Here is a 23,597-nt window from a genome sequence, read left to right as displayed (position 1 = left end):
CCCCACAGAACACAGCCTGACCCTCAGAGCGCGAAGCGCCCAAAGGGGAGGACCATGCTTGTCAGAGGTCGCCCTCGACCCGCATCACGCTGGCCACCGCCCGGACGATGTCCAGGTCGCGCAGGCCCTCCATGGTGGCCGTCAGTGCCGCGTCCGTTGCCCGGTGGGTCACGATGACGAGTTGGGCGTCGTCGCCGTGGCCCTCCTGGCGTACCGTCTGGATCGACACGTCGTGCTTGGCGAACAGGTCCGCCACCCGGGCCAGCACGCCCGGCTTGTCCGCCACGTCCAGTGCCACGTGGCAGCGCGTGACGGTCTCCCCCATGGGGTGCACGGGCAGGTCCGCGTACGTCGACTCCGAGGGGCCGCGCGTGCCCGCCAGGCGGTTGCGGGCCACCGCCACCAGGTCGCCGAGCACCGCCGAGGCCGTCGGTGCGCCGCCCGCGCCCTTGCCGTAGAACATGAGCTGTCCCGCCGACGCCGCCTCCACGAAGACCGCGTTGTACGCCTCTCCCACCCCGGCCAGCGGGTGCGTCCGGGGGATCATCGCCGGGTGTACGCGGACGCCGATGGAGCGGCCGTCGTCGGAGCGGGCGCAGATGGCCAGCAGCTTGATGACGTAGCCCATGGCCTTGGCCGAGGCCACGTCGGTGGCGGTGATCTCGGTGATGCCCTCGCGGTGCACCTCTTCCGCCGTCACCCGGCTGTGGAAGGCCAGGCCGGCCAGGATCGCGGCCTTGGCGGCGGCGTCGAAGCCCTCGATGTCGGCCGTGGGGTCGGCTTCGGCGTAGCCGAGCGTCTGGGCCTCCTCCAGGGCGTCGGTGAACGAGGCGCCCGTGGAGTCCATCTTGTCGAGGATGTAGTTGGTGGTGCCGTTGACGATGCCGAGGACCTGTTTGACGTGGTCGCCGGCGAGTGATTCGCGCAGCGGGCGCAGCAGCGGGATGGCTCCGGCCACGCTGGCCTCGAAGTAGAGGTCGCCGCCGCCCGTGCGGGCGGCCTCGTGCAGGGTGGCGCCGTCCTCGGCGAGCAGGGCCTTGTTGGCGGTGACGACCGACTTGCCGCTGGACAGGGCGGACACGATCAGCGAGCGGGCGGGCTCGATGCCGCCGATGACCTCGATCACGATGTCGACGTCGTCGCGGGTGACCAGCGACTCGGCGTCGGTGGTCAGGAGTTCGGGGGCCACCTCGACGTCGCGCTTGCGGCCCAGCCGGCGTACGGCCACACCGGCCAGCTCCAGCGGCGCCCCGATGCGGGCGGCCAGGTCGTCGCCCTGCTCGTGAATCAGCCGGATGACCTGCGAGCCCACCACCCCGCAGCCCAGCAGGGCCACTTTCAGCGGTTTCACAACTGCCCCCTCAACAGGTCGTCCTCGGTCTCGCCCCGCACGATGACGCGCGCCTCGCCGTCGGTGACGGACACCACGGCGGGCTTGGGCAGGTAGTTGTAGTTGCTGGCCAGCGACCGGCAGTAGGCCCCGGTGGCCGCCACGGCGATCAGGTCGCCCGGCGCGAGGTCGGCGGGCAGGAAGCAGTCGCGCACGATGATGTCGCCGCTCTCGCAGTGCTTGCCGACCAGGCGGCTGAGCATGGGCTTGGCGGAGCTCTCGCGGCTGGCCAGCACGGCGGTGTATTCGGCCCCGTAGAGCGCGGTGCGAACGTTGTCGCTCATGCCGCCGTCGACGCTGACGTACGTACGCAGCCCCTCGACGTCCTTGACCGTCCCGACCTCGTAGAGCGTGATCCCACCGGGCCCGACGATGGTGCGGCCGGGCTCCACGGTCAGCCTCGGCACCGGCAGCCCGGCGTCGGTGCAGACCTTGCTGACGATCTCGCGCAGGCCGTCGGCGATCTCCTTGATGTCGGGGGCCTCGTCGCCCTCGACGTAGGCGATGCCGTAGCCGCCGCCCAGGTCGAGCTCGGGCAGCACCACGTCGTGCTCGTCCTTGATCTGCACGAGCAGCGTGGCCAGGCGGCGCGCCGCCACCTCGAACCCGGCCGTGTCGACGATCTGCGAGCCGATGTGCGAGTGGAGCCCGACGAGCTCCAGCGCGGGCAGCGCGAGGATGCGGCGTACGGCCTCGGCGGCGGCGCCGGTGTTGAGCGACAGGCCGAACTTCTGGTCGTCGTGCGCGGTGGCGATGAACTCGTGCGTGTGCGCCTCGACCCCGGTCGTCACCCGGATCATGACCTTGGGCCGCGTGCCGTGCTTCTCGGCGAGGAACCCGAGCCGGGCGATCTCCTCGTAGGAGTCGACGACGATGTGCCCGACCCCCGCCTCCAGCGCCCTGGACAGCTCGGCGGCCGACTTGTTGTTGCCGTGCAGCGTGATGCGCGCGGCCGGGAAGCCGACGCTGAGCGCCACCGCCAGCTCGCCGCCGCTGGCCACGTCGAGGCCGAGGCCCTCGTCCTGGAGCCAGCGGACGATCTCCTTGCACAGGAACGCCTTGCCGGCGTAGTGGACCTCGGAGCCCGCGAAGGCCGTGGCGTAGTCGCGCATGCGCGCGCGCACGTCGTCCTCGTCGAACACGAAGAGGGGCGTGCCGTGGTCGCGGGCCAGATCGCGGACGTCCACGCCGCCGATCGTGAGCGCGCCATCGGTCCGGCTCGACGTTCGCGGCCAGATCGAGGGGTTGATCCGGTTGAGGTCGGCGGGCGCCAGCGGCGGGCGCTCGTGGGGCAGCATCTCTGCGTGCCGGTCCCCGGCGGGATGGACGAATCGACTCACCCGAACGAGGCTATCGGAACCGTCGAACCGCCCGGACCCGCTGCCCACGTATCGAGACGCGATCAAGCTCCACGAGGGATATTTTTACGCTTTTTCGCCCTTTGGCCGGATATTTTGCCAATCACAGACGCTCCGGCCCCGGCAACACCTTGAGCACCGCCGCCGCGAGCCGGACGCGCGCCGTGTGCACCGGTGCGGGCGGATCGTCCCCCACGGGTACGGCGGGGGCCAGCTCGTGGGCGTCGTGGTAGGCCGTCGCCAACCGCACCAGATAAGGCTCCCACCCCGGAGACCTGCTCAGCCGCCGCCCCGGCAGCTCGGCCAGCACCCGCAGCACGGCGCGGTCACGCGGATCGGCGAGCAGCTCCGGGCGGAACGGCCCGGCCGGGACACCCAGGTCACGCGCCCACCGCTGAACGGCCGCCGCCCGCGCGTGGCCGTAGCGCACGACGAAGCCCGGGTTCGCCCACGTGCGGGGGAAATCCGGCCAGCAGTCATCCGGTACGTCGAGCGGCTCCACGGAGTCCACCAGCGTCCCCGGTACGTCCACGACGATCCGCAGAAACCCGTTGTCCAGCACCTCACCGGAGACGCGCGCCGCCAGCGAGGCAGGAGGCACGCCGCGACGGAGCGCGGCGGCCGAGACGTAGACCGCCTCCCGCTCCCACGTCCCCTCCGGCACCGGCGGCTCCCCCAGCGCCTCGGCGAGCTGCTCCGGCGTCACAGGACAGCTCTGGACGCTAGATGAGCGCGTGCGGCTCGGCCGAGCCGTACTCGACCAGTTGGGCGGCCCCGAGCAGCCACCGGTCCTCCTCGCGTACCCGCACATAGCCGAACCGGTCGGCCGAGAACACCTTGATCCCGTCAGCCCGGCACTGCCGCATCAGCACCTCGTCCCACCCGTCCGTGAGGTCGGCGAAGCCGAGCTCACGGAGCGTGTTGCGACGGGCCAGGAGCGTGGCGCCGGCGATCTCCGGCAGGTAGGAGTATTCGGCGTCCGGCTGCTTGAGCAGGGTCGCCTGCGGCTTGCGGAGGTGGGCGTAGAAGGCGGCCTTGCCGACGATGTCGGCCGTGCTGAACAGGAACGCCCTGCGCAGGTCGGTCAGATAGTGGGCGCCGTAGACGTCGCGCGGGTCCATCACCGCGACCAGGTCGGCCTCGCACAGGTCGAGACCGTGGTTGAGCATGGCGCCCGTGCTGGCGGCCGGGTCGAGGTCGCGGAAGACCACGTCGACGCCTGTCAGGACCTCGCGGACGCGCTGCTCGGCCCCGCGCCAGGCGAACACCACCACCTGGGTGACCCCCGACTGCCTGGCCACCTGGGCCAGCGCGTGCTCCAGCAGCGCCGAGTCGGGCACCGGCAGCAGCACCGAGACGTCGAGCGTGGCGCGTACGGCGGGCAGGCCGATGGCCTCCAGCAGTTCGTCGGTCCGCTCGGACATCGTGCCGGTGGCGTGGGCGCGGCGCAGGGCCGCGTGCGCGCGGCGCGCGTCGGGCTCGGTGCCGATCGAGGTGTTGCAGGCCGCGAGCTCGGCCAGCACCCACTGCGGGGTGCCGGGCGGGCACTCGACGGCGGCGGGCCAGCGGTAGGAGGTCAGCACGTCGGGGTAGGTCAGGTGCTCGGGCAGCAGCTGGTCGAGGGTGAGCACCCGGTCGATGCGGCCGCCCGAGAGCGGGATCGGGTTGTGCACCCGCGGCTGCACCCCGAAGTGCAGGCGCGGCCAGCCTACGGTGAGGTCGTTGGTGAAGCGGTGCTCGAACAGCTCGGCGGCGGCCGTGTAGGGGGCCACGTCGCCCTGCGTGTGCCAGAACACCGTGCGGATGCCCCGCTCGGCGCACCAGGCCAGCAGGGCCTTGAGCCCCTCGCCCGGCTCGCCGGTGATCTCCTCGGCCCACGGCCCCCGGGTGACCGACTCGACCACGAGCAGGTGGGGCACCTCCAGCGGCAGCACCCTGGCGAAGTCGCGCGGCGTGAAGCCGGTCGTCTGCCGCCACTCGTAGCGCAGCAGCGCCTCGGTGTGCGGGTCGGCGATCACCGCGGCGGTGATGTGCGGGCGGGTGTTGGGCCCGGTGGGCACGCGGAACGGCTTGAGCTTGAACGAGGAGCCGTTGAGCGTACGCATGGAGGTGGTGGCCTGGTAGGCGGCGCCCGGCCGCTCGTCCTTGTCCTTGGCCGCGGCGGCGACCGGCTTGCGCTTGGGCGCGGTGGGTCGTTTGACCGGTTTGGCGGCGCCCTTGAGACCTCTGGCCAGGCGGACCGGGTTGCTCTTGCCGCTCCTGATCGCGTCGCCCAGCCGGTTCCAGCGGGCCACCTTGATCGAGGAGAGCTTCCAGTTGGCCACCTCGGCCTGGAAGCGCTGCTCGGCCAGCTCTTTGCGGAGCTTCTCGGCGGCGGCGCGCTCGATCTCCAGCCGCTCCTCCGCGTCGGTGAGCCGCTCGGCGAGCGCCTTGGCCTCCGCGGCGTGGTGCTCGGCCTCCACGAGCCGCGCCTGGGCCGCGTCCAGCAGCCTGGCCAGCTCGGCCGCGTGCTCGGCCTGGGCGATCGCCTCACGCAGCGCTCGCCTAGTGCTCTCCAGCTCAGTGCTCACCGAGACCTCCGATTCCTAGCCCGGCAAAGGATACTCTTTTGCGGGAAGCAGCTCGAAGGGATGAGATCCGGTGCAGTTCAACGTGCGGCCCTATGTCTGCGGCGGTCTCGGCCGGATCGACACCGTCATACTCGGCAAGCTCGCCGCCGCGGGGCCTCGGGTCAGACCGGCGCTCCAGACGGCCGAGGCGGCGCTGTTCAGCTCGACGCCGCTGCCGCCCTATCACCGCGCGGGGGGCTCGTTCGCGTTCTCCTGGGGTGAGCGCAGGCCCTCGGCTCTCGACGGCTGGATGTCCATCGCCGAGACGTACGAGGTGCCGGGGCTGATCGGCGACGGCCCGCGGATCACGCTGCACGCGGGCGCGCTCGGGCTGGTCGACGTCTATTACGTACGCCATGGCGACGCGATCTATTTCTCGTCCCTGATCCAGCCGTTGCTGTCGCTGGTCCCGGTCGAGATCGACTGGTCGGCCTGGGCATCGATCCTCCAGGTGACGTTCCCGCTCGGCGAGGCGACGCCCTACCAGCGGATCAAGCGGCTGCCGGGGTCGAGCGCGCTGGTGTTCGACGGCGAGCGGCTGGCCACCGAGCGCGGGCTGCCGCGCTGGCTGCGCCGCGAGCCGTACGAGAGGTGGACCAGCGCCCACGAGATCGTCGAGCTGCTGCACGAGGTCTACAAGGACTACGACGGGCGCAAGCTGCTGGTGCCGGTCAGCGGCGGCTACGACTCGCGGCTGCTGGCCAGCGTGGCGAAGGCGCGCGGGTTCGACGTGGAGTCCTGGACGACCAGCCCCGACGAGGGCACCGACACCGACATCGCCTTCGCCCGCTCGATCACCCGTGAGCTGGGCATCTCGCACCGGGTGATCACGCAGTCCGCCGACGCCTACCCCGGCGACGCGGCCGAGGTGGCGCGCCGGCTCGAATACCTGACGCCGCACCACGCCTGGTACGCCCCGTTCGCCAAGGAGGTGCAACGGGCGGGCCGGGTGCTGGTCGACGGCCTGGCCGGCGGCCCGCTGCTGAAGAACTTCATGGTGAGCGGGGCCGCGCTGGGGGCCACCTCGCAGGCCGAGCGGTCGGCCGCGGTGCTGAAGTCGCTCAGCCTCGGCGCCCCGTCACAGCCGTTCCTGTCGGCGGCGGCCGAGGCCTGGATGGAGGAGGCGGTGCGCGAGCAGTTCGACGCGGCGACCTCCATGCTGCACGGGCACCGGGCCGAGCTGCCGCTGTCGGTGCTGCACACCCGCACCGTGCGGGGCATCGCCCGCTCGGCGGTCAACCTGGTCGGGCCCGAGGCGTCGTTCGCGGCGCCGTTCATCCACCCCGACTTCTTCGACGCGGCGCTGTCGGTAGGGGTGGTCCGAAAAGACAAGGGCCGCTTCTATCGCGAGATCTTGCACGCCGCCAACCCGCGGGTGGCGGCCCTGCCGTCCACGAACGTGGTCAAGCAGCCGCTGCTGCGGGTCCCGCTGCGCTCAACGGCCGCTCCCGCGCGGGCGTACTCGCACCGCATGCTGGAGACCGTCGCCGCCCGGGTGCCCGAGCTGCTGTCGGATGAGCTGCACATGGTCATCGCGGGCGGCCCCGACGCGCTGACCCGGTTCAGCGGGTGGAACGACCGGTTCTGGGTGCGGGGGCTGGTGCTTTTCGGGCTCTGGCTGAGCGACTTCGAGAACGATCTCAGTGATGTGTCGTCCCCTTTCTGATGAACTCTCGGTAACATCACGGTTACGCAGTGATCTCGTGGGTATTAACTCGAGCACAGCACAAGCGGGTTCCGGAAAGCCAACGGGCTGGTAGTGTTCGGCCCGTAAGCGCCGCACAAGCGGGCACCGGGTCACAAATCCGGTCCGTTCAGGGCATGAGGTTCGCAGGGATGACGACCTCAGGCGGCGCGGTCACCAGCTAGTTAGCGCCGGGGAAACCGGTGACTCCGTCCTGCCCACATCTCCTTCTGTGAGCGACATATGATCAACGCATCCCCAGCACCGGAGCCGATTTCCGAGGCGTTCGTCTCGGAAGATCCCTCCTGGTACAAGCGGGCGGTGTTCTACGAGGTTCTTGTCCGAGGGTTCAAGGACTCCAACGGCGACGGCACCGGAGACCTGCGTGGTCTCACGGAGAAGCTCGGCTATCTGGAATGGCTGGGCGTCGACTGCCTTTGGCTACTGCCCTTGTACGAGTCGCCGCTGCGCGATGGCGGGTATGACATTTCCGACTACATGAAGATCCTTCCGGACTTCGGGGACCTCGGGGATTTCGTCCATCTGATCGAGTCGGCGCACGAGCGCGGGCTGCGGATCATCACCGACCTGGTGATGAACCACACGAGTGACCGTCATCCCTGGTTCCAGGCGTCGCGGCACGACCCGGAAGGGCCGTACGGCGACTTCTACGTGTGGTCCGACGAGCCGACCGGCTTTCCCGACGCCCCGATCATCTTCATCGGCGCGGAGGAGTCCAACTGGACCTACGACCCGGTGCGCAAGCAGTACTACTGGCATCGCTTCTTCCACCACCAGCCGGACCTGAACTATGACAACCCGGCTGTGCAGGAGGCCATGCTGGAGGTGCTGCGGTTCTGGCTGGACCTCGGCATCGACGGTTTCCGGCTGGACGCGGTGCCCTACCTGTTCGAGCGCGAGGGCACGGCGTGCGCGGGGCTGCCCGAGACGCACGCGTACCTGAAGAAGGTCCGCGCCGAGGTCGACCGCCTCTACCCTGACCGGGTGCTGCTGGCCGAGGCGAACGGCTGGCCCGAGGACGTCGTCGAATACTTCGGCGACCCCACCGTGGGCGGCGACGAGTGCCACATGGCCTTCCACTTCCCGCTCATGCCGCGCATCTACATGGCGGTCAAGAAGGAGACGCGCGAGCCCATCTCGGAGATCATGTCGCGCACTCCCAAGCTGCCCGACACGGCCCAGTGGGGCATCTTCCTGCGCAACCACGACGAGCTCACGCTCGAGACGGTGACCGAGGAAGAGCGCGACTACATGCACAGCGAGTACGCCAAGGACCCGCGCATGCGGGCCTACCTGGGCATCCGCCGCCGGCTCGCGCCGCTGCTGGACAACGACAGGGACCGGATCGAGCTGTTCACGGCCCTGCTGCTGAGCCTGCCGGGCTCGCCGATCATGTACTACGGCGACGAGATCGGCATGGGCGACAACATCTGGCTGGAGGACCGCGACGCGGTGCGCACGCCGATGCAGTGGAGCCCCGACCGCAATGCCGGCTTCTCCTCCGCCGACCCGGGGCGTCTCTACCTGCCCGCGGTCATGGACCCGATCTACGGCTTCCAGGCGGTCAACGTGGAGGCGCAGCAGCGCAGCGAGGGTTCGCTGCTCCACTTCACCCGCAAGATGCTGGAGATCCGCCGCAGTCACCCGGTGTTCGGCCTCGGTGCCTACACCGAAATGTGGTCCTCCAACAACAGCGTGCTCACCTACGTCCGCGAGTACGGCGACGACGTCATGCTGTGCGTGAACAACCTGTCGAAGTACCCCCAGCCGGTGGAGCTCGACCTGCGCCGCTTCACGGGCATGACGCCGGTGGAGGCGCGGGGCGGGGTGCACTTCCCGGTGATCGGCGAGCTGCCTTACCTGCTCACGCTGCCGAGCCACGGGTTCTACTGGTTCGCGCTGAAGAATCTCCAGGCCGCTGAGGTCGTCTCAGCGTGAGGTGACGGGCACCTGGGCGCGGGCCGCGCGGCGGGCCGGGATGAGCGCGACCGCGAGCGCCGCGCCCACGGCGACCAGCACGGCGACGATCAGCGTGAGGACCGAGGGCGGGCGGCCGATGCCCGCCCCGACTCCGCTGGTGTAGCCCTGGAGATCGATCAGCCCGGTCACGACCGAGGCCCCGGCCGCCGTGCCGGCCACGATGCCCAGCACGACCAGCAGCCCGGTCCCCGTCACCAGGGTGGCCATCACCTGCCGCGGGGTCAGCCCCATCGCCTTGAGCACGGCCAGATCGAACGCGTGGTCGCGCAGCCCCAGGGCGCTGGCCGTGAGCAGGTTGGCCAGGCCGATCAGCGCCAGCACCGCGATCAGCGCCACGATCACCACCCGGATGACCGACAGCCGGTCGGCCGGGTTGACCACCCGCTGCACGTCGAGGCTCTCCCCCGAGGCCGCCAGCAGCCTGTCGCGCACCTCGCCAGGATCGGCGCCCTTGCGCAGCGCGAGGGCGTAGAACTCGGGCGGCACGGAATCCTTGGCCGCCAGGCTGTCCAGCCCCACGGAGAGCACCTCGCCGTCGAGGTCCGGCTCCACCGTGCGGCCGACGATCCGTACGATCAGCGGCGAGCCGCCGACGGTCAGCCGGATCCGGTCACCGATCCTGGCGCCGAGCAGGTTGAGCAGCCCCTGCCCGGCGACGGCCTCGCCGGGCTGGCCGTACATGCGGCCTTCGACGACCGGGAACGGGTACGGCTCGGCCGAGCTGCCGATGGCGCGGACCCTGACCGAGCGGGCCGCCCCGGGGGCCAGGGCGTTGACGTCGGTGCCCGCGTAGACGCTCTGAACGGCCCTGTCGGACTCGGCGATGCGCTGGGCGTCGGCCGCCTCCAGCTTGCCCGGCCGGACGTACAGGCTGGCGTGCTGGCCCACCTGCTCGGGGTGGCTGAGGAAGTTGTCGAGCGTGGCCCAGACGCCGAGCCCGATCGTGATCATCATCATCGGCACGGCCAGGCCGAACGCGGTCAGGAACGCCGGCAGCTGCCTGGTGAAGGCGTCGCGGGTGCCGAGGATGAGCGCGGGTGGCAGCCGTACGAGCAGGCCCAGCCTGGCCAGGCGGGACAGGTGGCCGCGTGGCGGCGCCGCGGGGGCGCCGGGGATGGGCGGCGTGCGCCCGCCGCGCCAGGCGGGCACTCCGACCGCGGCGAGCACGGTCAGCGCGGTGCCGCCGACGATGGCCAGCACGGGCACGGGCGCGACGGAGGTCGTGCCGAGCACCGCCACGGTCACCGCCCATCCGGCGAGCGTGCCGACGCCGACGCCGAGCAGGCCGAGGGCGCCGTGCTCGACCAGGAGCAGCAGGGCGACCTGGCCCCTGGTGAAGCCCATCGACTTGAGCGTGGCCAGGTCGCGCAGCTGGCCGAGCACCCGCCCGCCGGCCGCGTTGGCCAGCGCCAGGGCGGCGGCGACCAGCCCGACCACGCCGAACAGCGCCAGCAGCGTGCCGAGCAGCCGGTTGTCGAGCTCCATCGCGGCGCGTACCTCGCGCCAGGTGTAGACGCGCTGCAGCTGGTCCTCCAGCATGACCACGACGCGCTGGGAGACGACCTGGGTGGCGTCGGGGTCGGCCAGGCGCAGGCCGGTCACCCACTCGCTGCGGCCGAGCATGGGCTCGATCCGGTCGAGCGTCGCCGGCAGCACCCAGGCCAGGCCGGGCGTCCACTCGGGGTAGAAGCCCTGCTCGGCGGAGTCGGCGATGCCGCGTACGTAGAGGGTGTGGCGCTCGCCGCTCAGCGCGATGATGGAGAAGGCGTCGCCGAGCTTGAGCCGCAGCGCCCTGGCGAAGGAGCGCTCGACCACCACGCCGTCGGACTGGGCGGGGTCGAGCCAGCGGCCTTCGGCCACGACCGGGTGCGCCACCCGGGGCGGCGTGGCGGGCATCGCGCGCAGCGCCGCGGGCTCCTTCTTGCCGTCCTGGACCACGGTGACGGGCGCGGACCTGTAGGGCCCCGCGGTCTGGGTGACGCCGTCGATGGCGCCCAGCCCGACCTGAGGGCTGTCCTTGGTGTAGAACCACACGTGGGCGCCGTCGGTCTGGGCGAACAGGCTGCGCCACGGGTTGGTGCCGTCTTCCAGCAGAGTGACGGCGGTGATCAGCGCGGCCACGATCCCGGCCACGGCGAGCACGGTGAGCAGCGCCTGGCCCCGCCTGGCCCGCAGGTCGGCCCTGATCCACCGGCTGCCCGCCCTGGCCGTGCTCATCGGAGGTCGATCACCTCGCCGGCCGTGCCCGTACGCCTGCGGGCGATGCGGCCGTCGTCGACGATCGCGCCGTCGAACAGCGACACCAGGCGGTCCGCCAGGGCGGCCACGCGGGCGTCGTGGGTGACCATGACGATGGTCTGGCCGTCCTTGTGCACGTCGCTGAGCAGCCGGAGCACGTCGCGGGTGTTGCGGCTGTCGAGGTTGCCGGTCGGCTCGTCGGCCAGCAGCACGCTCGGCTGGTTGGCCAGCGCGCGGGCCAGCGCGACCCGCTGCTGCTCGCCGCCGGACAGCTGGCCGGGCGCGGCGTCGGCGCGTTCGGTGAGGTTGAGGGCACCCAGGAGGTTCTGGCGGCGTTCGCGGGCGTCTCTGGGCGAGGCCCCGGCCAGCAGCGCGGGCAGCTCCACGTTGTCGGCCACGGTCATGTTGGCGACCAGGTTGAAGAACTGGAAGACGAAGCCCACCTTCTTGCGCCGCAGCAGCGCCCAGGCGCTCTCCGACAGCGTGTCGACGCGCTTCTCGTCGAGCCAGATCTCACCGCTGGTGCGGGCATCGAGCCCGCCGAGCATGTGCACCAGCGTCGACTTGCCCGACCCCGACGGCCCCATGATCGCGACGAACTCGCCCGGCTCCACCTGCAGATCCACCCCGCGTACGGCCGGTACGGGCACCGCCCCGTCGGAGTAGATCTTCACCAGGTTGACGGTCTTGATCACGCTCATGCCAGATCCTCCTGACACCGGGCCAGCCAGTCCAGGTCGGCCTGCAGGTGCAGCATGGCCCCCTCGATGAGCAGGACCGCGACGGTGTCGGCGGGCGCCGTGCGGGAGAGGAGGTCGTTGAGGTCGCTCATGAGCGAAAGATAGTGCCGGCGCTGCCGGTTGATGAGGGCCATCCGGTCGGCGATGCCGGTGAGCGGGGCCAGCACGAGCTTCATGAAGAACTCGTCGCGCACCCGGGGACCCTCGGTCGGCTCGTCCACCCAGGTGGTGAGCACGTCGCGGCCCGTGGCCGTCAGGTAGTAGACCTTCTTGTTCGGCCGGTTGGACTGCTCCACGTCGACGGCCCTGACCAGGCCGTCCTTCTCCAGCCTGCCGAGGGTCACATAGATCTGGCCGATGTTGGGAGAGGGATAGGCGCTGCCGAAGGTCTGCTCAAGGGCCTGTTTGAGCTCGTACCCGTGGGCAGGTTCCTTGGCCAGGAGCGCCAGCAGGTGCAACCGCAAGCCCCACCTCCCCCTTGTGTTACGGATGCGTTACGCGCTTCTCCGTTGACCGCCAGATTACATGTGTGCATAACATGAATGCATCTACCTAACACGAATGTAATCCTTCTGAACTGGGAGGTCATCGGGTGCATCGCTCGTTGCCCATCATGCTGGCCGCCTCTCTGGCGGCCGGGTGCGCGGCGACGGGTGACGAGGTCGGCGGCGATACGGGCACGGGCGGCACCGGCCCGATCACCTTCGCCACCGGACGCGACACGACGGCGTACCTGCAACCCCTGCTGGATCGCTGGAACCAGGCCCACCCGGCCGAGAAGGTGACGCTCCTCGAACTCCCCGAGGCCGCCGATGAGCAGCGCGCGCAGATGGTGGCCAACCTCCAGGCCCGGAGCAACCGCTACGACGTGCTCGGGCTGGACGTGGTGTGGACCGCCGAGTTCGCGGAGAACGGCTGGATCATCCCCCTGGAGCGCGGGCTCTTCCCGCTCGACAGGCTCCTGCCACCCGTCGTGGACACCGCGGTCTACAAGAACAAGCTGTGGGCGGTGCCGTACACGAGCAACGCCGGCCTCCTCTACTACCGAACCGACCTGATCAAGAAACCGCCGCGCACCTGGGCGGAGCTTCGCGAAAAAGCCCTAGAGATCACGAAAAAGCGAGACATCGGGGGTTACGCCGGGCAGTTCCTCGCGTACGAGGGGCTGACCGTGAACTTCTCCGAGGCCGTGCAGTCGGCGGGCGGGCAGATACTCAGCCCCGACGGCACGGAGGTGACCCTTGACCCGGCCAAGGCCAGGATCGCGCTGGACTTCCTCATCCAGGGCCTGCGCGAGGGCTGGATCCCCAAGGAGTCGCTGTCGTACAAGGAGGAGGAGTCCCGCCTGGCCTTCCAGGAAGGGCGGCTGGCCTTCGCCCGCAACTGGCCCCACGCGTACGGGCCGGCGACGGCCAAGCTCGGCGGCAAGTTCGCGGTGACCCGGCTGCCCGGGCTCAACGGCCCGGGGTCGAGCACGCTCGGCGGGGTCAACCTGGCCGTCAGCGCCTACTCCAAGCACCAGCACACCGCCCAGGAGTTCATCCGCTACTTCACGGGCCTGGAGAACGAGCGGCGGGTGCTCACCGACGGCTCGTTCCCGCCGGTGTGGACCGAGCTCTACGACGACCCGGCCCTGATCAAACGCTTCCCCTACCTGCCCGTACTCAAAGAGAGCATCCTCGCCGCCAAGCCGCGGCCGGTCAGCGCGAACTACAACCAGCTCAGCCTGGTGATCGCCAGCTCGGTCGCCAAGGCGCTGAGCCCTCCCTACACCGAGTCCGCCGACGATGTGGCGGCCTCCATGAAGTCCGAACTGCAAGAGATCATCAGAACACAGTGAGGCAGCCATGCGAAAAGCCAGAGCAGCAGCGATCCTGGCCGGGCTCGCGGTAGCGGTCGCCGCCTGCGGAAACGCACCGACGACCACCCAGCCCACAGCGTCGGGCTCAGCGCCGGCGAGCGACGGCGGGGGCAAGACGCTCCAGGGCGTCAAGCTCGAGATCGCCGCCAAGTGGACCGGCGAGGAGCAGAAGAACTTCGAAAAGGTGCTCAAGGCTTTCTCCGACAAGACCGGCGCCACGGTCACCTATGCCTCCACCGGTGAGGACACCGGTGCCTACCTCGGCCCGCGCATCCAGGGCGGCAGCCCGCCCGACGTGGCGGTCCTGCCGCAGCCGGGCCTGGTGCAGCAGTACGCCAAGCAGAACGCGCTGAAGCCGCTGACCTCCGAGGTCACTCAGGAGATCGACACCAACTACACGCCGTACTGGAAGGAGCTGGGTTCCGCCGACGGCAAGCCCTACGGCGTGCTGATCAAGGCCGCGCACAAGTCGCTGGTCTGGTACCGCGCGCCGGCGTTCGAGGACGCGGGCGTGCAGCCGCCGACGAACTGGGACGAGCTGGTCAAGGTGGCCCAGACGATCGCCGACTCCGGCACGGCGCCGTTCTCCCTCTGCGGCGCCTCCGGCTGGACGCTGACCGACCTGTTCGAGAACATCTACCTGTCGAGCGCGGGTCCGGACAACTACGACAAGCTCTCCAAGCACGAGATCCCCTGGACCGACCCCAGCGTGGCCACCGCGCTGCAGAAGATCCAGCAGATCGTGGGCAAGAAGGAGTTCGTCCTCGACGGCAGCTCCGGCGCGCTGCAGACCGACTTCCCGACCTGTGTGACCAAGGTGTTCAACCAGAAGAAGGCGGCCATGGTCATCGAGGCCGACTTCGTCGCCACCCAGGCGACGCAGGACGGCGCCAAGGTCGGCGAGGATGCCAAGATCTTCCCATTCCCCAAGGCCGGTGACACTGCTCCGGTCGTGCTGGGCGGCGACGTTGCGGTCGCGATGAAGGACTCCCCCGGCGCCATGGCGCTGCTGCAGTTCCTCGCCTCCAAGGAAGGCGGCGAGATCTGGGCCAAGCTGCCCGGTTACCTGTCGCCCAACAAGAACGTCTCCCCCGACAACTACCCGGACCCGCTGACCAAGCAGCTCGGGCAGACGATCATCTCCGCCGGTGACGCCGTCCGTTATGACATGTCCGACCTGGCGCCCAGCGCCTTCGGCGGCACCGACGGCAAGGGCGAGTGGAAGGTGCTGCAGGACTTCCTGCGCAACCCGAGTGACATCAAGGGCGCGCAGACCAAGCTCGAAGATGAGGCCAAGAAGGCCTGGAAGTAAGAGGTAAGGCCGTGACCGAAAAGGTGGACGGCCCGAAGGCCCCGCGCGAGGACGACACCTCGCGCGGGCCCGCCTCCGGACCGGCTGAAACCCCCCGCACGCAACGACGCCTCGGCCCTTCGCCGACGGTCGCGATCGCCTTCCTTCTCCCCGCGGCCCTGCTGCTGGGAATCTGGGTGGTCTACCCCATCGTCTACTCGATCTTCCGCAGCCTGTTCGACGCGACCGGCAGCGGATTCGTGGGCCTGGGCAACTACGCCACGATCTTCACCGACGCGGGCATGCTCACCACGATCAGGAACAACCTGATCTGGGTGGTCGTCGCCCCGATCGTGGTGACGACGCTGGGCCTGATCTTCGCGGTGCTCACCGAGCGCATCAAGTGGGCGACCGCGTTCAAGCTGATCGTCTTCATGCCGATGGCGGTCTCGCTGATGGCCGCGGGCGTGATCTTCCGGCTCGTGTACGACGAGGACCCGGGCAAGGGCGTCGCCAACGCCATCCTGACCACGGTGCACGACACGTTCTCCTCCTCCAAGGGCTACCCGGACGCGCGGCCCCGCGAGGGCGACCAGTCGGCGGTCGTGGCGGACAAGGGCGCGATCGTCACCAAGGCGCCCGTCCAGCCGGGCCAGCCGGTGCTGATCCCGATCGTCGGCATCAAGCCGAACATCATGCCGAGCGCCGCCCAGCCCGCCAAGGCCGCGCCGCCGGGCAACGCTCTGTCCGGAACGGTGTGGTTCGACTTCACCCCGGGCGGCGGCGGCAAGAACGGCGCGCCCGACGCCACCGAGAAGGGCCTGCCCGGCATGACCGTGGAGGCGGTCAAGGACGGCCAGGTGGCCGGCACCGCCACGACGGCCGACGACGGCTCCTTCCGCTTCGACGGGCTGGCCGCGGGTTCCTATGTCGTACGGCTGCCGCAGTCGAACTTCGAGGCGGCCTACCACGGCCTGACCTGGCTCGGCCCGACGCTCATCACCCCCGCGATCATCGGCGCGTTCGTCTGGGTGTGGGCCGGGTTCGCCATGGTGCTGATCGCGGCCGGGCTGGCGGCCATCCCGCGTGACTCGCTGGAGGCGGCCCGCATCGACGGCGCCACGGAGTGGCAGGTGTTCCGCCGGATCACCGTGCCGCTGCTGTCGCCGGTGCTGCTCGTCGTCTTCGTGACGATGATCATCAATACCCTGAAGGTCTTCGACCTGGTCTTCATCATCGCGCCGCCATCGGTCCAGCCGCAGTCGAACGTGGTCGCGCTGGAGATGTGGCGGGTCTCGTTCGGCGGTGGGAACAACCAGGGGCTGGGCAGCGCGCTCGCCATCTTCCTGCTCATCCTGGTCCTCCCCTTCATGATCATGAATATCCGCCGGTTCAGAAGGGAAGACACGTGACCACGGCAACCGCCCCGGCTTCTGCCGAGGTCTACGCGGGCGCTCCCCGCCGGAGTGTGATCACGCGCATCGCCGACCGTCTCGGCGGCGGCGCCGTCCAGGTCGTGATGGTGCTGCTGGGCCTGTTCTGGCTGGTCCCGACGCTCGGCCTGATGGTCGTCTCGCTGCGCACCCCGGCGGTCAACGGCGCCGAGGGCTGGTGGACCATCTTCACCAAGCCCGCCGAGCTGACCATCGAGAACTACAAGAACCTCCTGGCCAGCGGTTTCACCTCCTCCTTCTGGAACACCGTGTTCATCACGGTGCCGACCACGGTCCTGGTGATCGGGATCGCCGCGATGGCCGCCTACGCGTTCGCGTGGATGGACTTCCCGGGTCGTGACCTGTCGTTCCTGATCGTGGTCGGGCTGCTCATCGTGCCGATCCAGATCGCGCTGATCCCGGTCGCCATCTTCTACGGCGGCGTCGGCATCTTCGGCACGATCCCCGGCGTGGTGCTGTTCCACGTGGCGTTCGGGCTGCCGTTCGCGATCTTCCTGCTCCGGAACTTCTTCGTCGGCATCCCGGCCTCCCTGCTGGAGGCGGCGCGGATGGACGGGGCGTCGGAGCTGAAGATCTTCGTGCGGGTGGTGTTCCCGCTCGGCAAGCCGGCGATCGCCTCGCTCGGCATCTTCCAGTTCCTGTGGGTGTGGAACGACATGCTCATCGCGCTGGTCTTCGCGGACACGAACAACCAGCCGATGACCAAGGCGCTCCAGTCTCAGATGCGGCAGTTCGGGTCGAACGTCGACATCCTCTCGTCGGGCGCCTTCCTGTCGTTGATCATCCCGCTGGTCCTCTTCTTCGCCTTCCAGCGCTACTTCGTGCAGGGCATGATGGCCGGTTCGGTGAAGTAGCTCCACATGTGCCAGCCAGATGCGGGGGCATGGGCACCCGCCTGCCGAGGGGGGCAGGCGGGCGCCCGTAACGCTCTCTCTGACGGCCCCTAAAATTCACTCATGAAGCTCCTCGCGGCGGCGGTCGCCACCTTCATCGCTCTTGGCCCCGGCTCCGCCGGTGCGGGCGCCGGCGCCGAGGGCGCGGGTGATCCGTACTTCCCCAAGCAGGGCAACGGCGGCTACGACGCCACGCACTACGACCTCGCGCTGGGCTACGAGCCGGGGGCCAACCAGCTGAGCGGCGTGGCGACGATCGCCGCCCGGGCCACGCAGGAGCTGAGCCGCTTCGACCTGGATCTGGTCGACACCCTGACCGTGCGGTCCGTGGTGGTGAACGGCGCGGCGGCCTCCTTCCGGCGCAGCGGTCCTGAGCTCGTGGTCACCCCGCCCGGCAGGCTGGCCTCGGGGCACCCCTTCTCCGTCGTGGTCCGGTACGACGGCAAGCCGACGTACGTCGTCGACCCGGACGGCTCACACGACGGCTGGATCCGTACGGATGACGGGGTGTTCAACGCCAACGAGCCGCAGGGGGCCATGACCTGGTATCCCGGAAATCACCACATGACGGACAAAGCCACGTATCGCTTCACGGTGACCGTGCCGAGCACGCGGGTCGCGGTGGCGAACGGCGACCTGGTGTCGAAGACGTCCCAAGGCGGTCACACGACGTACGTGTGGGACGAGAAGGAGCCGATGGCCAGCTACCTCTCGACCGTCACCATCGGCAAATTCCAACTTTCCGACACCAAGATCGGAAATTTCCGGGTAATCACCGCCGTGGACCCGCGGAACGCTGCGAAAGCCGGAGACTTCGCGAAGCGCCACAAGCCCATCCTTGACTACTTCGGCTCGCTCTTCGGCCCCTACCCGTTCTCCTCGACCGGCGGCATCATCGACCGCGCGTCGGACGTCGGCTACTCGCTGGAGACGCAGACCCGCCCGATCTACCCCCAAGTGCCGAGCGAGCCGCTGCTCTCCCACGAGCTCGCCCACCAGTGGTTCGGCGACGCCGTGACGCCGACACGCTGGAAGGACATCTGGCTCAACGAGGGCTTCGCCACCTACGCCGAATGGCTCTGGCAGGACAAGCTGGGCACCAAGAAGCTCCAGGACTCCTTCGACGAGGCGTACCGCCGTACCCCGCAGGACGAGTTCTGGCAGACGCCCCCCGCCGACCCAGGCGGCGCGGCCGGGCTCTTCAAGGACGCCGTCTACTCCCGCGGCGCGATGACGCTGCATGTCCTGCGCGGCGCGGTCGGCGACCGCGCGTTCTTCACCATCCTCAGGACCTGGGTCAATGACCACAAGTACGGCAACGCCGACACCGCCGCCTTCATCGCCCTGGCCCAGCGAGTCTCGGGCCGGGATCTCGGCACGCTCTTCGACCAGTGGCTGTTCCAGCGGGGCAAGCCCACGCTGTGATCATTCTGGTACGGCCGCCCACCGGATTCGGACCGCAAGCCGTACCAGACCTGGCTAAGCTCAACAGCCATGGCCAGTCGTCCCTTGAACGAAGTCGTCGAAGCCGGATGGGCCAGTGCGCTGGAGCCCGTCTCCGAGCGCATCTCCCATATGGGCGAGTTCCTCCGCAACGAGATCGCCGAAGGCCGGCAATACCTCCCCGCGGGCGCCAACGTACTGCGCGCCTTCAACCAGCCCTTCGACGAGGTCAAGGTGCTGATCGTGGGCCAGGACCCCTACCCCACGCCCGGTCACCCCATCGGGCTGTCGTTCTCCGTCGCCGCCGACGTGCGGCCGCTGCCCGGCAGCCTGCTCAACATCTACAAGGAGATGGAGACCGACCTCGAGCTGCCGCGGCCGTCCAACGGCGACCTGACCCCGTGGGCCGACCAGGGCGTACTCCTGCTCAACAGAGTCCTCACCGTGATGCCCGGCAAGCCCGCCTCCCACCGGGGCAAGGGCTGGGAAGAGGTCACCGAGCAGGCGATCCGCGCGCTGGTGGCCCGCGACAAGCCGATGGTCGCGATCCTGTGGGGCCGTGACGCGCGCAACCTGGCACCGATGCTCGGCAGCGTGCCGCGCATCGAGTCCGCGCACCCGTCTCCGCTGTCGGCACGCAACGGATTCTTCGGCTCCCGGCCCTTCAGCCGCGCCAATGAGCTCCTAGTTCAGCAAGGCGCCGGTCCTGTCGAGTGGAAGCTGCCCTAGCATCTTCGCCATGAGTGATAACGAGAAGTTCCTGCGCCTGACGGTCGAGCTGACCGTCGAGGTGCTCGACGTGGACGCGCTGCAGGCCGCGGCGCTGGCCGAAATCCGGCACCCCGACGCCGACCTCACCGAGGAAGAGCGGGCCGAGCAGGTGGAGCTCGTCAACTCCGACGACACCGGCGCGTCGGCCCTGCAGTGGCTGATCGAGCCGGACCACGTCCTGCAGCTCGTCGACCACATCGACGAGATCGAGCCGCGCGAGGCCGTCCTGGGCGTCGAGCCCTCCGACGGCCCCAGCGAGGAAGAGGAAGAGGACGACCACGAGCACGCCTGAGTCCGGTGCGGGCCACGAGGTCTGTTCGATCAGCTTCGATCGGCATCGTGGCCCGCGCTGTGAGCTTTGAGAGGACACTGAGTTGATCGTCGCGTTCTCGATCACGCCGCTGGGCGTCGGCGAGGGGGTCGCCGAGCCGGTCGCGCGCGCCGTCAAGGTGGTGCGGGAGAGCGGGCTGCCCAACCGGACGGACTCCATGTTCACCACCATCGAGGGTGAGTGGGACGAGGTCATGTCGGTGGTCAAGCGGGCGGTGGACGCGGTGGCCGAGGTGGCGCCGCGAGTCAGCCTGGTGCTGAAGGCCGACCTCAGGGCCGGTGTCACCGACGGCATGACCAGCAAGATCGAATCTCTCGAACGCCACCTGTCCTGACCGGCGGTTGCGGCTGGGGTCGGCCAGGAAGGCGACCCCTGACCCGCCCGGGATTATCTGTCCGGACGTCCAGGCTTACGTGAGCGTTCATGGCTCGGTTAGTGTGAGCCGGTGTGATCACGAGGTGTTCTCTCCCCGTTCGTGGCTCGCCGCCGCCATCGTCGGCACCGTGCTCAGCACGGCCGTCGCCGTCCCGGCAGCCGCAGCCTCCTCCCCCGCCAAGGTCACCGATCCCGTACGCCACGTCGATCCGCTGATCGGATCGGCCAACGGCGGCAACACCTACCCCGGCGCCGTCCTGCCGTTCGGGATGATCTCGTGGAGCCCGACCAACACGGCGGGCGACCAGACCAACGCCGCAGGCGCCAACGGCTACTCCTACAACACCCCCCGCGTCAGAGGCTTCGCGCTCACCCACGTCAACGGCGCGGGGTGCCATCCGGGGGCCGCTGGCGACATCCCGATCATGCCCTTCGCCGGCCCGATCACGTCCTCACCCACCGCGGACACGACAGACTCGATCTACGCGAGCAGCTTCAGCCACGACAACGAGAGCGCACGGCCCGGCCGATACACGGTCACGCTGGACTCCGGCGTCAAGACCGACCTCGCGGTCACCACCCGCGCGGGCATGGGCGAGTTCACCTTTCCGAAAGGCGCACCCGCCAGCCTGCTGTTCCGCGTGTCCAACTCGCTCAACGGCAGCGAGAACGCCGAGATCACGATCGACCCCGCCACCCGTACGGTCACCGGCTCGGTGCTGACCGGCGCCTTCTGCGGCCGCCGGGCCAACGGCGGCGTCAACAACCGCAAGAGCTACTACCGGCTGCACTTCGCGGCCTCCTTCGACCGCGCCTTCTCCGGCACCGGCACCTGGGTGAACGGCGACCTGCGCCCCGGCACCACGACGGCCGCCGGCGGCGAGGGCTACGCCACCGGCGCCGACCGCGCCGGCCGCGGCTCCGGCGGGTACGTCAGCTTCGCCGACACCGATGTCCGCATGAAGGTCGGCATCTCCTACACCAGCCTCGCGGCGGCCAAGCGGAACCTGAGCCAGGAGATCTCGGCACGGGACGACGTCACGTCCGTGGCCGCCAGAGCCACCCGCGCCTGGAACGAGCGGCTCCGCTCAGTCGAGGTAGCCGGCGGCTCCACGGATCCGCTGACCACCTTCTACACGGCGATGTACCACTCCTACCTGCAGCCCAACGTCACCAGCGACGTCGCGGGCACCTACCTCGGCAGCGATCAGAAGGTCCACGGACTCGCCCGCGGACAGCGCGTCCAGTACGGCAACTTCTCCGGCTGGGACCAGTACCGCGCGCACACCCAACTCCTGGCGCTGCTCGAACCACAGGTCGCCGGCGACTACGCCCAGTCCCTGTACAACCTGGCGCAGCAGAACGGCGGCGTCTGGGACCGCTGGGTACACGTCAACGGCCCCACCCACGTGATGACCGGCGACCCGTCGGCCCCCGCGCTCGCCGGCTTCTACGCGCTCGGCGTACGCAACTTCAACGCACGCGCGGCCTTCGACTCCCTGCTCCAGCAGGCCACCGTGCCGCACCCGTCCGGCCTGTCCGACAAGGGCTGCCCCGGACAATGCGAGGGCCAGCGCCCCAACCTCGCCGAATACCTGCGGCTCGGCTACGCCCCCCAGGACACCTGCCACTGCTGGGGCGGCGCGGCGGAGACGCTCGAGGACGCGACCGCCGACTTCGCGCTCGCGGACTGGGCACGACGGCTCGGCCGCGACCGCGAACACGACCTGCTGCTGCCCCGGGCCGGCTGGTGGCGCAACACCTTCAACCCGTCAGCCGGCCAGGAGGGCGGCTACCAGCAGGCACGCAAGTCCGACGGCAGCTGGCTGTGGCCGTTCTCGGCCACCTCCGACGCCGGATTCGCCCAAGGCAGCAGCGCCACCTACACCTGGATGGTCCAGCACGACATCGCCGGCCTGGCCGCCGCCATGGGCGGCAAACAGCAGGCGGCCAAGCGACTCGACACCTTCTTCCACCGCGCCGACGGCACGTGGGCGACCGGCGGCGACGGCTTCCGCTACGACCCGACCAACGAGCCCGGCATCCACGTCCCCTGGCTCTACAACGCGCTGGCCCAGCCGTGGAAAACCCAGCAGACGGTACGCGCGATGGCGTCCCTCGTCTACAAGACCGGCCCCGGCGGCCTGCCCGGCAACGACGACCTCGGCACCATGTCCGCCTGGTACGTCTTCGCCGCCCTCGGCATGTACCCCCAGACGCCGAGCCGGGCCGAGATGCTGCTGTCCAGCCCCATCTTCCCCAAGGCGTGGATCAAGCGCGGCAACGGCACGACGATCACGGTCAGCGCCCCGCAGGCCGCCCCCGAGGCCGTCTACGTCCAGGACGTGAAGGTCAACGGCAAGACCCACACCCGCTCCTGGCTTCCCGAGTCCCTGCTGAACACGGGCGGCGACATCGTGGTGAACGTCGGCGCCGCCCCCAACACCTCGTGGGCGACCGGATCCGGCGACCTCCCCGTCGACCACGTCCCCACCGCCGGCACCCCCATCCCGAACCTGCCCGCCGCCTGCCAGCCGTCCGGCTCCTCCTGCGCGCAGAAACTCCAGTACGACGTGGACGGCGTAGCCACCACGGACGCCAAGTCCCAGGGCAACCTGGACGGCAAGGGCTGGAGCTTCCCCGCCGAGCAGCTGCCCGAGCCCGGCACGCGCACCGTGGCGGACGGCCCCTACCTGATTCCGGAGACCAAGGGCACGACAGGCAACTTCCACAGCCTGCGCGGCCAGCGCACCTACCTCACGCCAGGCCGCTACCAGGCCCTCGACCTGCTGGTCACGGCCGTGAACGGCGACCAGCAGACCGAGCTCACGATCACCTACGCGGACGGCACAACCTCCACGGCCCCGCTCAAGGTGACCGACTGGGCCGGCGCCGCACCCCACTTCGGCGAGGCGGCGGCACTCACGGCCGACACCCGCTACAACGTCAACAACACCGCCGACGGTCGCAGGGTGACCATCTGGCGGGTCTCGGTACCCGCCGACGCGACCCGCGAGGCGGTCTCGTTCACCAGCCCCGCGGTGCCGAACGTCAAGATCTTCGCACTCACGACCCGCGCGTGACCCGGTCGCGTGGGGTGCCTGCCTGGACGGGCAGGCACCCCACGCCGCATCTCCGTTGGCCTCGGCCATTCCAAC

The 23,597-nt window shown here is 69.8% G+C and carries 18 protein-coding genes; 11 read left to right on the top strand and 7 right to left on the bottom strand.

Going from position 1 to position 23,597, the window contains the following annotated elements:
• Positions 1–61: 61 nt before the first annotated feature.
• From AB0B61_RS02745 to AB0B61_RS02730, 4 genes are all read right to left on the bottom strand, one after another.
• Positions 62–1,351 (bottom strand): homoserine dehydrogenase, encoded by a 1,290-nt coding sequence (locus AB0B61_RS02745; protein ID WP_358426913.1) that lies wholly within the window; start codon positions 1,349–1,351, stop codon positions 62–64.
• Positions 1,348–2,730: a diaminopimelate decarboxylase gene (gene lysA, locus AB0B61_RS02740; RefSeq protein WP_358426910.1), complete on the bottom strand. Its 1,383-nt coding sequence runs from the start codon at positions 2,728–2,730 to the stop codon at positions 1,348–1,350. The genes AB0B61_RS02745 and lysA overlap by 4 nt, the downstream gene beginning before the upstream one ends.
• A gap of 121 nt (positions 2,731–2,851) precedes the next feature.
• Positions 2,852–3,454: an anticodon-binding protein gene (locus tag AB0B61_RS02735; RefSeq protein ID WP_358426907.1), complete on the bottom strand. Its 603-nt coding sequence runs from the start codon at positions 3,452–3,454 to the stop codon at positions 2,852–2,854.
• Positions 3,455–3,470: 16 nt separating this feature from the next.
• Positions 3,471–5,318 carry a hypothetical protein gene (locus AB0B61_RS02730; protein WP_358426904.1) on the bottom strand — a complete coding sequence of 616 codons (1,848 nt, stop codon included), beginning with the start codon at positions 5,316–5,318 and terminating at the stop codon, positions 3,471–3,473.
• Positions 5,319–5,388: 70 nt separating this feature from the next.
• On the opposite strand from AB0B61_RS02730, the gene AB0B61_RS02725 reads away from it, so the two are divergent.
• Together AB0B61_RS02725 and treS are read left to right on the top strand one after the other, a co-directional pair.
• On the top strand, positions 5,389–7,023 hold the full coding sequence (locus AB0B61_RS02725; protein WP_358426901.1) for an asparagine synthetase B family protein: 1,635 nt from the start codon (positions 5,389–5,391) through the stop codon (positions 7,021–7,023).
• Between the two features lie 261 nt (positions 7,024–7,284).
• Entirely contained in the window at positions 7,285–9,000 is a 1,716-nt protein-coding gene (treS, locus tag AB0B61_RS02720; RefSeq protein WP_358426898.1) for a maltose alpha-D-glucosyltransferase, read from the top strand.
• Here the strand turns inward: treS and AB0B61_RS02715 are convergent.
• Genes AB0B61_RS02715 through AB0B61_RS02705 form a run of 3 tightly spaced genes read right to left on the bottom strand, consistent with a single transcriptional unit; the run spans position 8,992 to position 12,484 of the window.
• Positions 8,992–11,259 carry an FtsX-like permease family protein gene (locus AB0B61_RS02715; RefSeq protein ID WP_358426895.1) on the bottom strand — a complete coding sequence of 756 codons (2,268 nt, stop codon included), beginning with the start codon at positions 11,257–11,259 and terminating at the stop codon, positions 8,992–8,994. The two genes, treS and AB0B61_RS02715, sit on opposite strands and share 9 nt — an antisense overlap.
• A complete protein-coding gene (locus tag AB0B61_RS02710) occupies positions 11,256–11,981 on the bottom strand; it encodes an ABC transporter ATP-binding protein (protein ID WP_358426892.1) in 726 nt (241 codons plus the stop codon). The genes AB0B61_RS02715 and AB0B61_RS02710 overlap by 4 nt, the downstream gene beginning before the upstream one ends.
• Positions 11,978–12,484, bottom strand: coding sequence for a PadR family transcriptional regulator (locus AB0B61_RS02705; RefSeq protein ID WP_358426889.1), 507 nt, complete (start codon positions 12,482–12,484; stop codon positions 11,978–11,980). The genes AB0B61_RS02710 and AB0B61_RS02705 overlap by 4 nt, the downstream gene beginning before the upstream one ends.
• Before the next feature lie 128 nt (positions 12,485–12,612).
• Between AB0B61_RS02705 and AB0B61_RS02700 the strand changes: the two genes are divergently transcribed.
• From AB0B61_RS02700 to AB0B61_RS02660, 9 genes are all read left to right on the top strand, one after another.
• Positions 12,613–13,860 carry an ABC transporter substrate-binding protein gene (locus AB0B61_RS02700; RefSeq protein WP_358426886.1) on the top strand — a complete coding sequence of 416 codons (1,248 nt, stop codon included), beginning with the start codon at positions 12,613–12,615 and terminating at the stop codon, positions 13,858–13,860.
• A 7-nt stretch (positions 13,861–13,867) separates the two neighbouring features.
• Entirely contained in the window at positions 13,868–15,193 is a 1,326-nt protein-coding gene (locus tag AB0B61_RS02695) for an ABC transporter substrate-binding protein (RefSeq protein WP_358426884.1), read from the top strand.
• Positions 15,194–15,204: 11 nt separating this feature from the next.
• Positions 15,205–16,584 carry an ABC transporter permease subunit gene (locus AB0B61_RS02690; RefSeq protein ID WP_358426881.1) on the top strand — a complete coding sequence of 460 codons (1,380 nt, stop codon included), beginning with the start codon at positions 15,205–15,207 and terminating at the stop codon, positions 16,582–16,584.
• On the top strand, positions 16,581–17,480 hold the full coding sequence (locus AB0B61_RS02685; RefSeq protein WP_358426878.1) for a carbohydrate ABC transporter permease: 900 nt from the start codon (positions 16,581–16,583) through the stop codon (positions 17,478–17,480). The genes AB0B61_RS02690 and AB0B61_RS02685 overlap by 4 nt, the downstream gene beginning before the upstream one ends.
• Before the next feature lie 102 nt (positions 17,481–17,582).
• A complete protein-coding gene (locus AB0B61_RS02680) occupies positions 17,583–18,944 on the top strand; it encodes a M1 family metallopeptidase (RefSeq protein ID WP_358426875.1) in 1,362 nt (453 codons plus the stop codon).
• A gap of 69 nt (positions 18,945–19,013) precedes the next feature.
• On the top strand, positions 19,014–19,691 hold the full coding sequence (locus tag AB0B61_RS02675) for a uracil-DNA glycosylase (RefSeq protein ID WP_358426872.1): 678 nt from the start codon (positions 19,014–19,016) through the stop codon (positions 19,689–19,691).
• 10 nt (positions 19,692–19,701) lie between these two features.
• Positions 19,702–20,025 carry a hypothetical protein gene (locus AB0B61_RS02670; RefSeq protein WP_357646772.1) on the top strand — a complete coding sequence of 108 codons (324 nt, stop codon included), beginning with the start codon at positions 19,702–19,704 and terminating at the stop codon, positions 20,023–20,025.
• A gap of 82 nt (positions 20,026–20,107) precedes the next feature.
• Positions 20,108–20,398: an MTH1187 family thiamine-binding protein gene (locus AB0B61_RS02665; protein WP_358426869.1), complete on the top strand. Its 291-nt coding sequence runs from the start codon at positions 20,108–20,110 to the stop codon at positions 20,396–20,398.
• 124 nt (positions 20,399–20,522) lie between these two features.
• On the top strand, positions 20,523–23,522 hold the full coding sequence (locus AB0B61_RS02660) for a GH92 family glycosyl hydrolase (RefSeq protein ID WP_358426866.1): 3,000 nt from the start codon (positions 20,523–20,525) through the stop codon (positions 23,520–23,522).
• Positions 23,523–23,597: the final 75 nt, after the last annotated feature.

The organism is Nonomuraea sp. NPDC049158 (genome assembly GCF_040648335.1).
Lineage (GTDB): Bacteria > Actinomycetota > Actinomycetes > Streptosporangiales > Streptosporangiaceae > Nonomuraea.
This window is presented reverse-complemented; position numbering and strand designations above follow the sequence as displayed.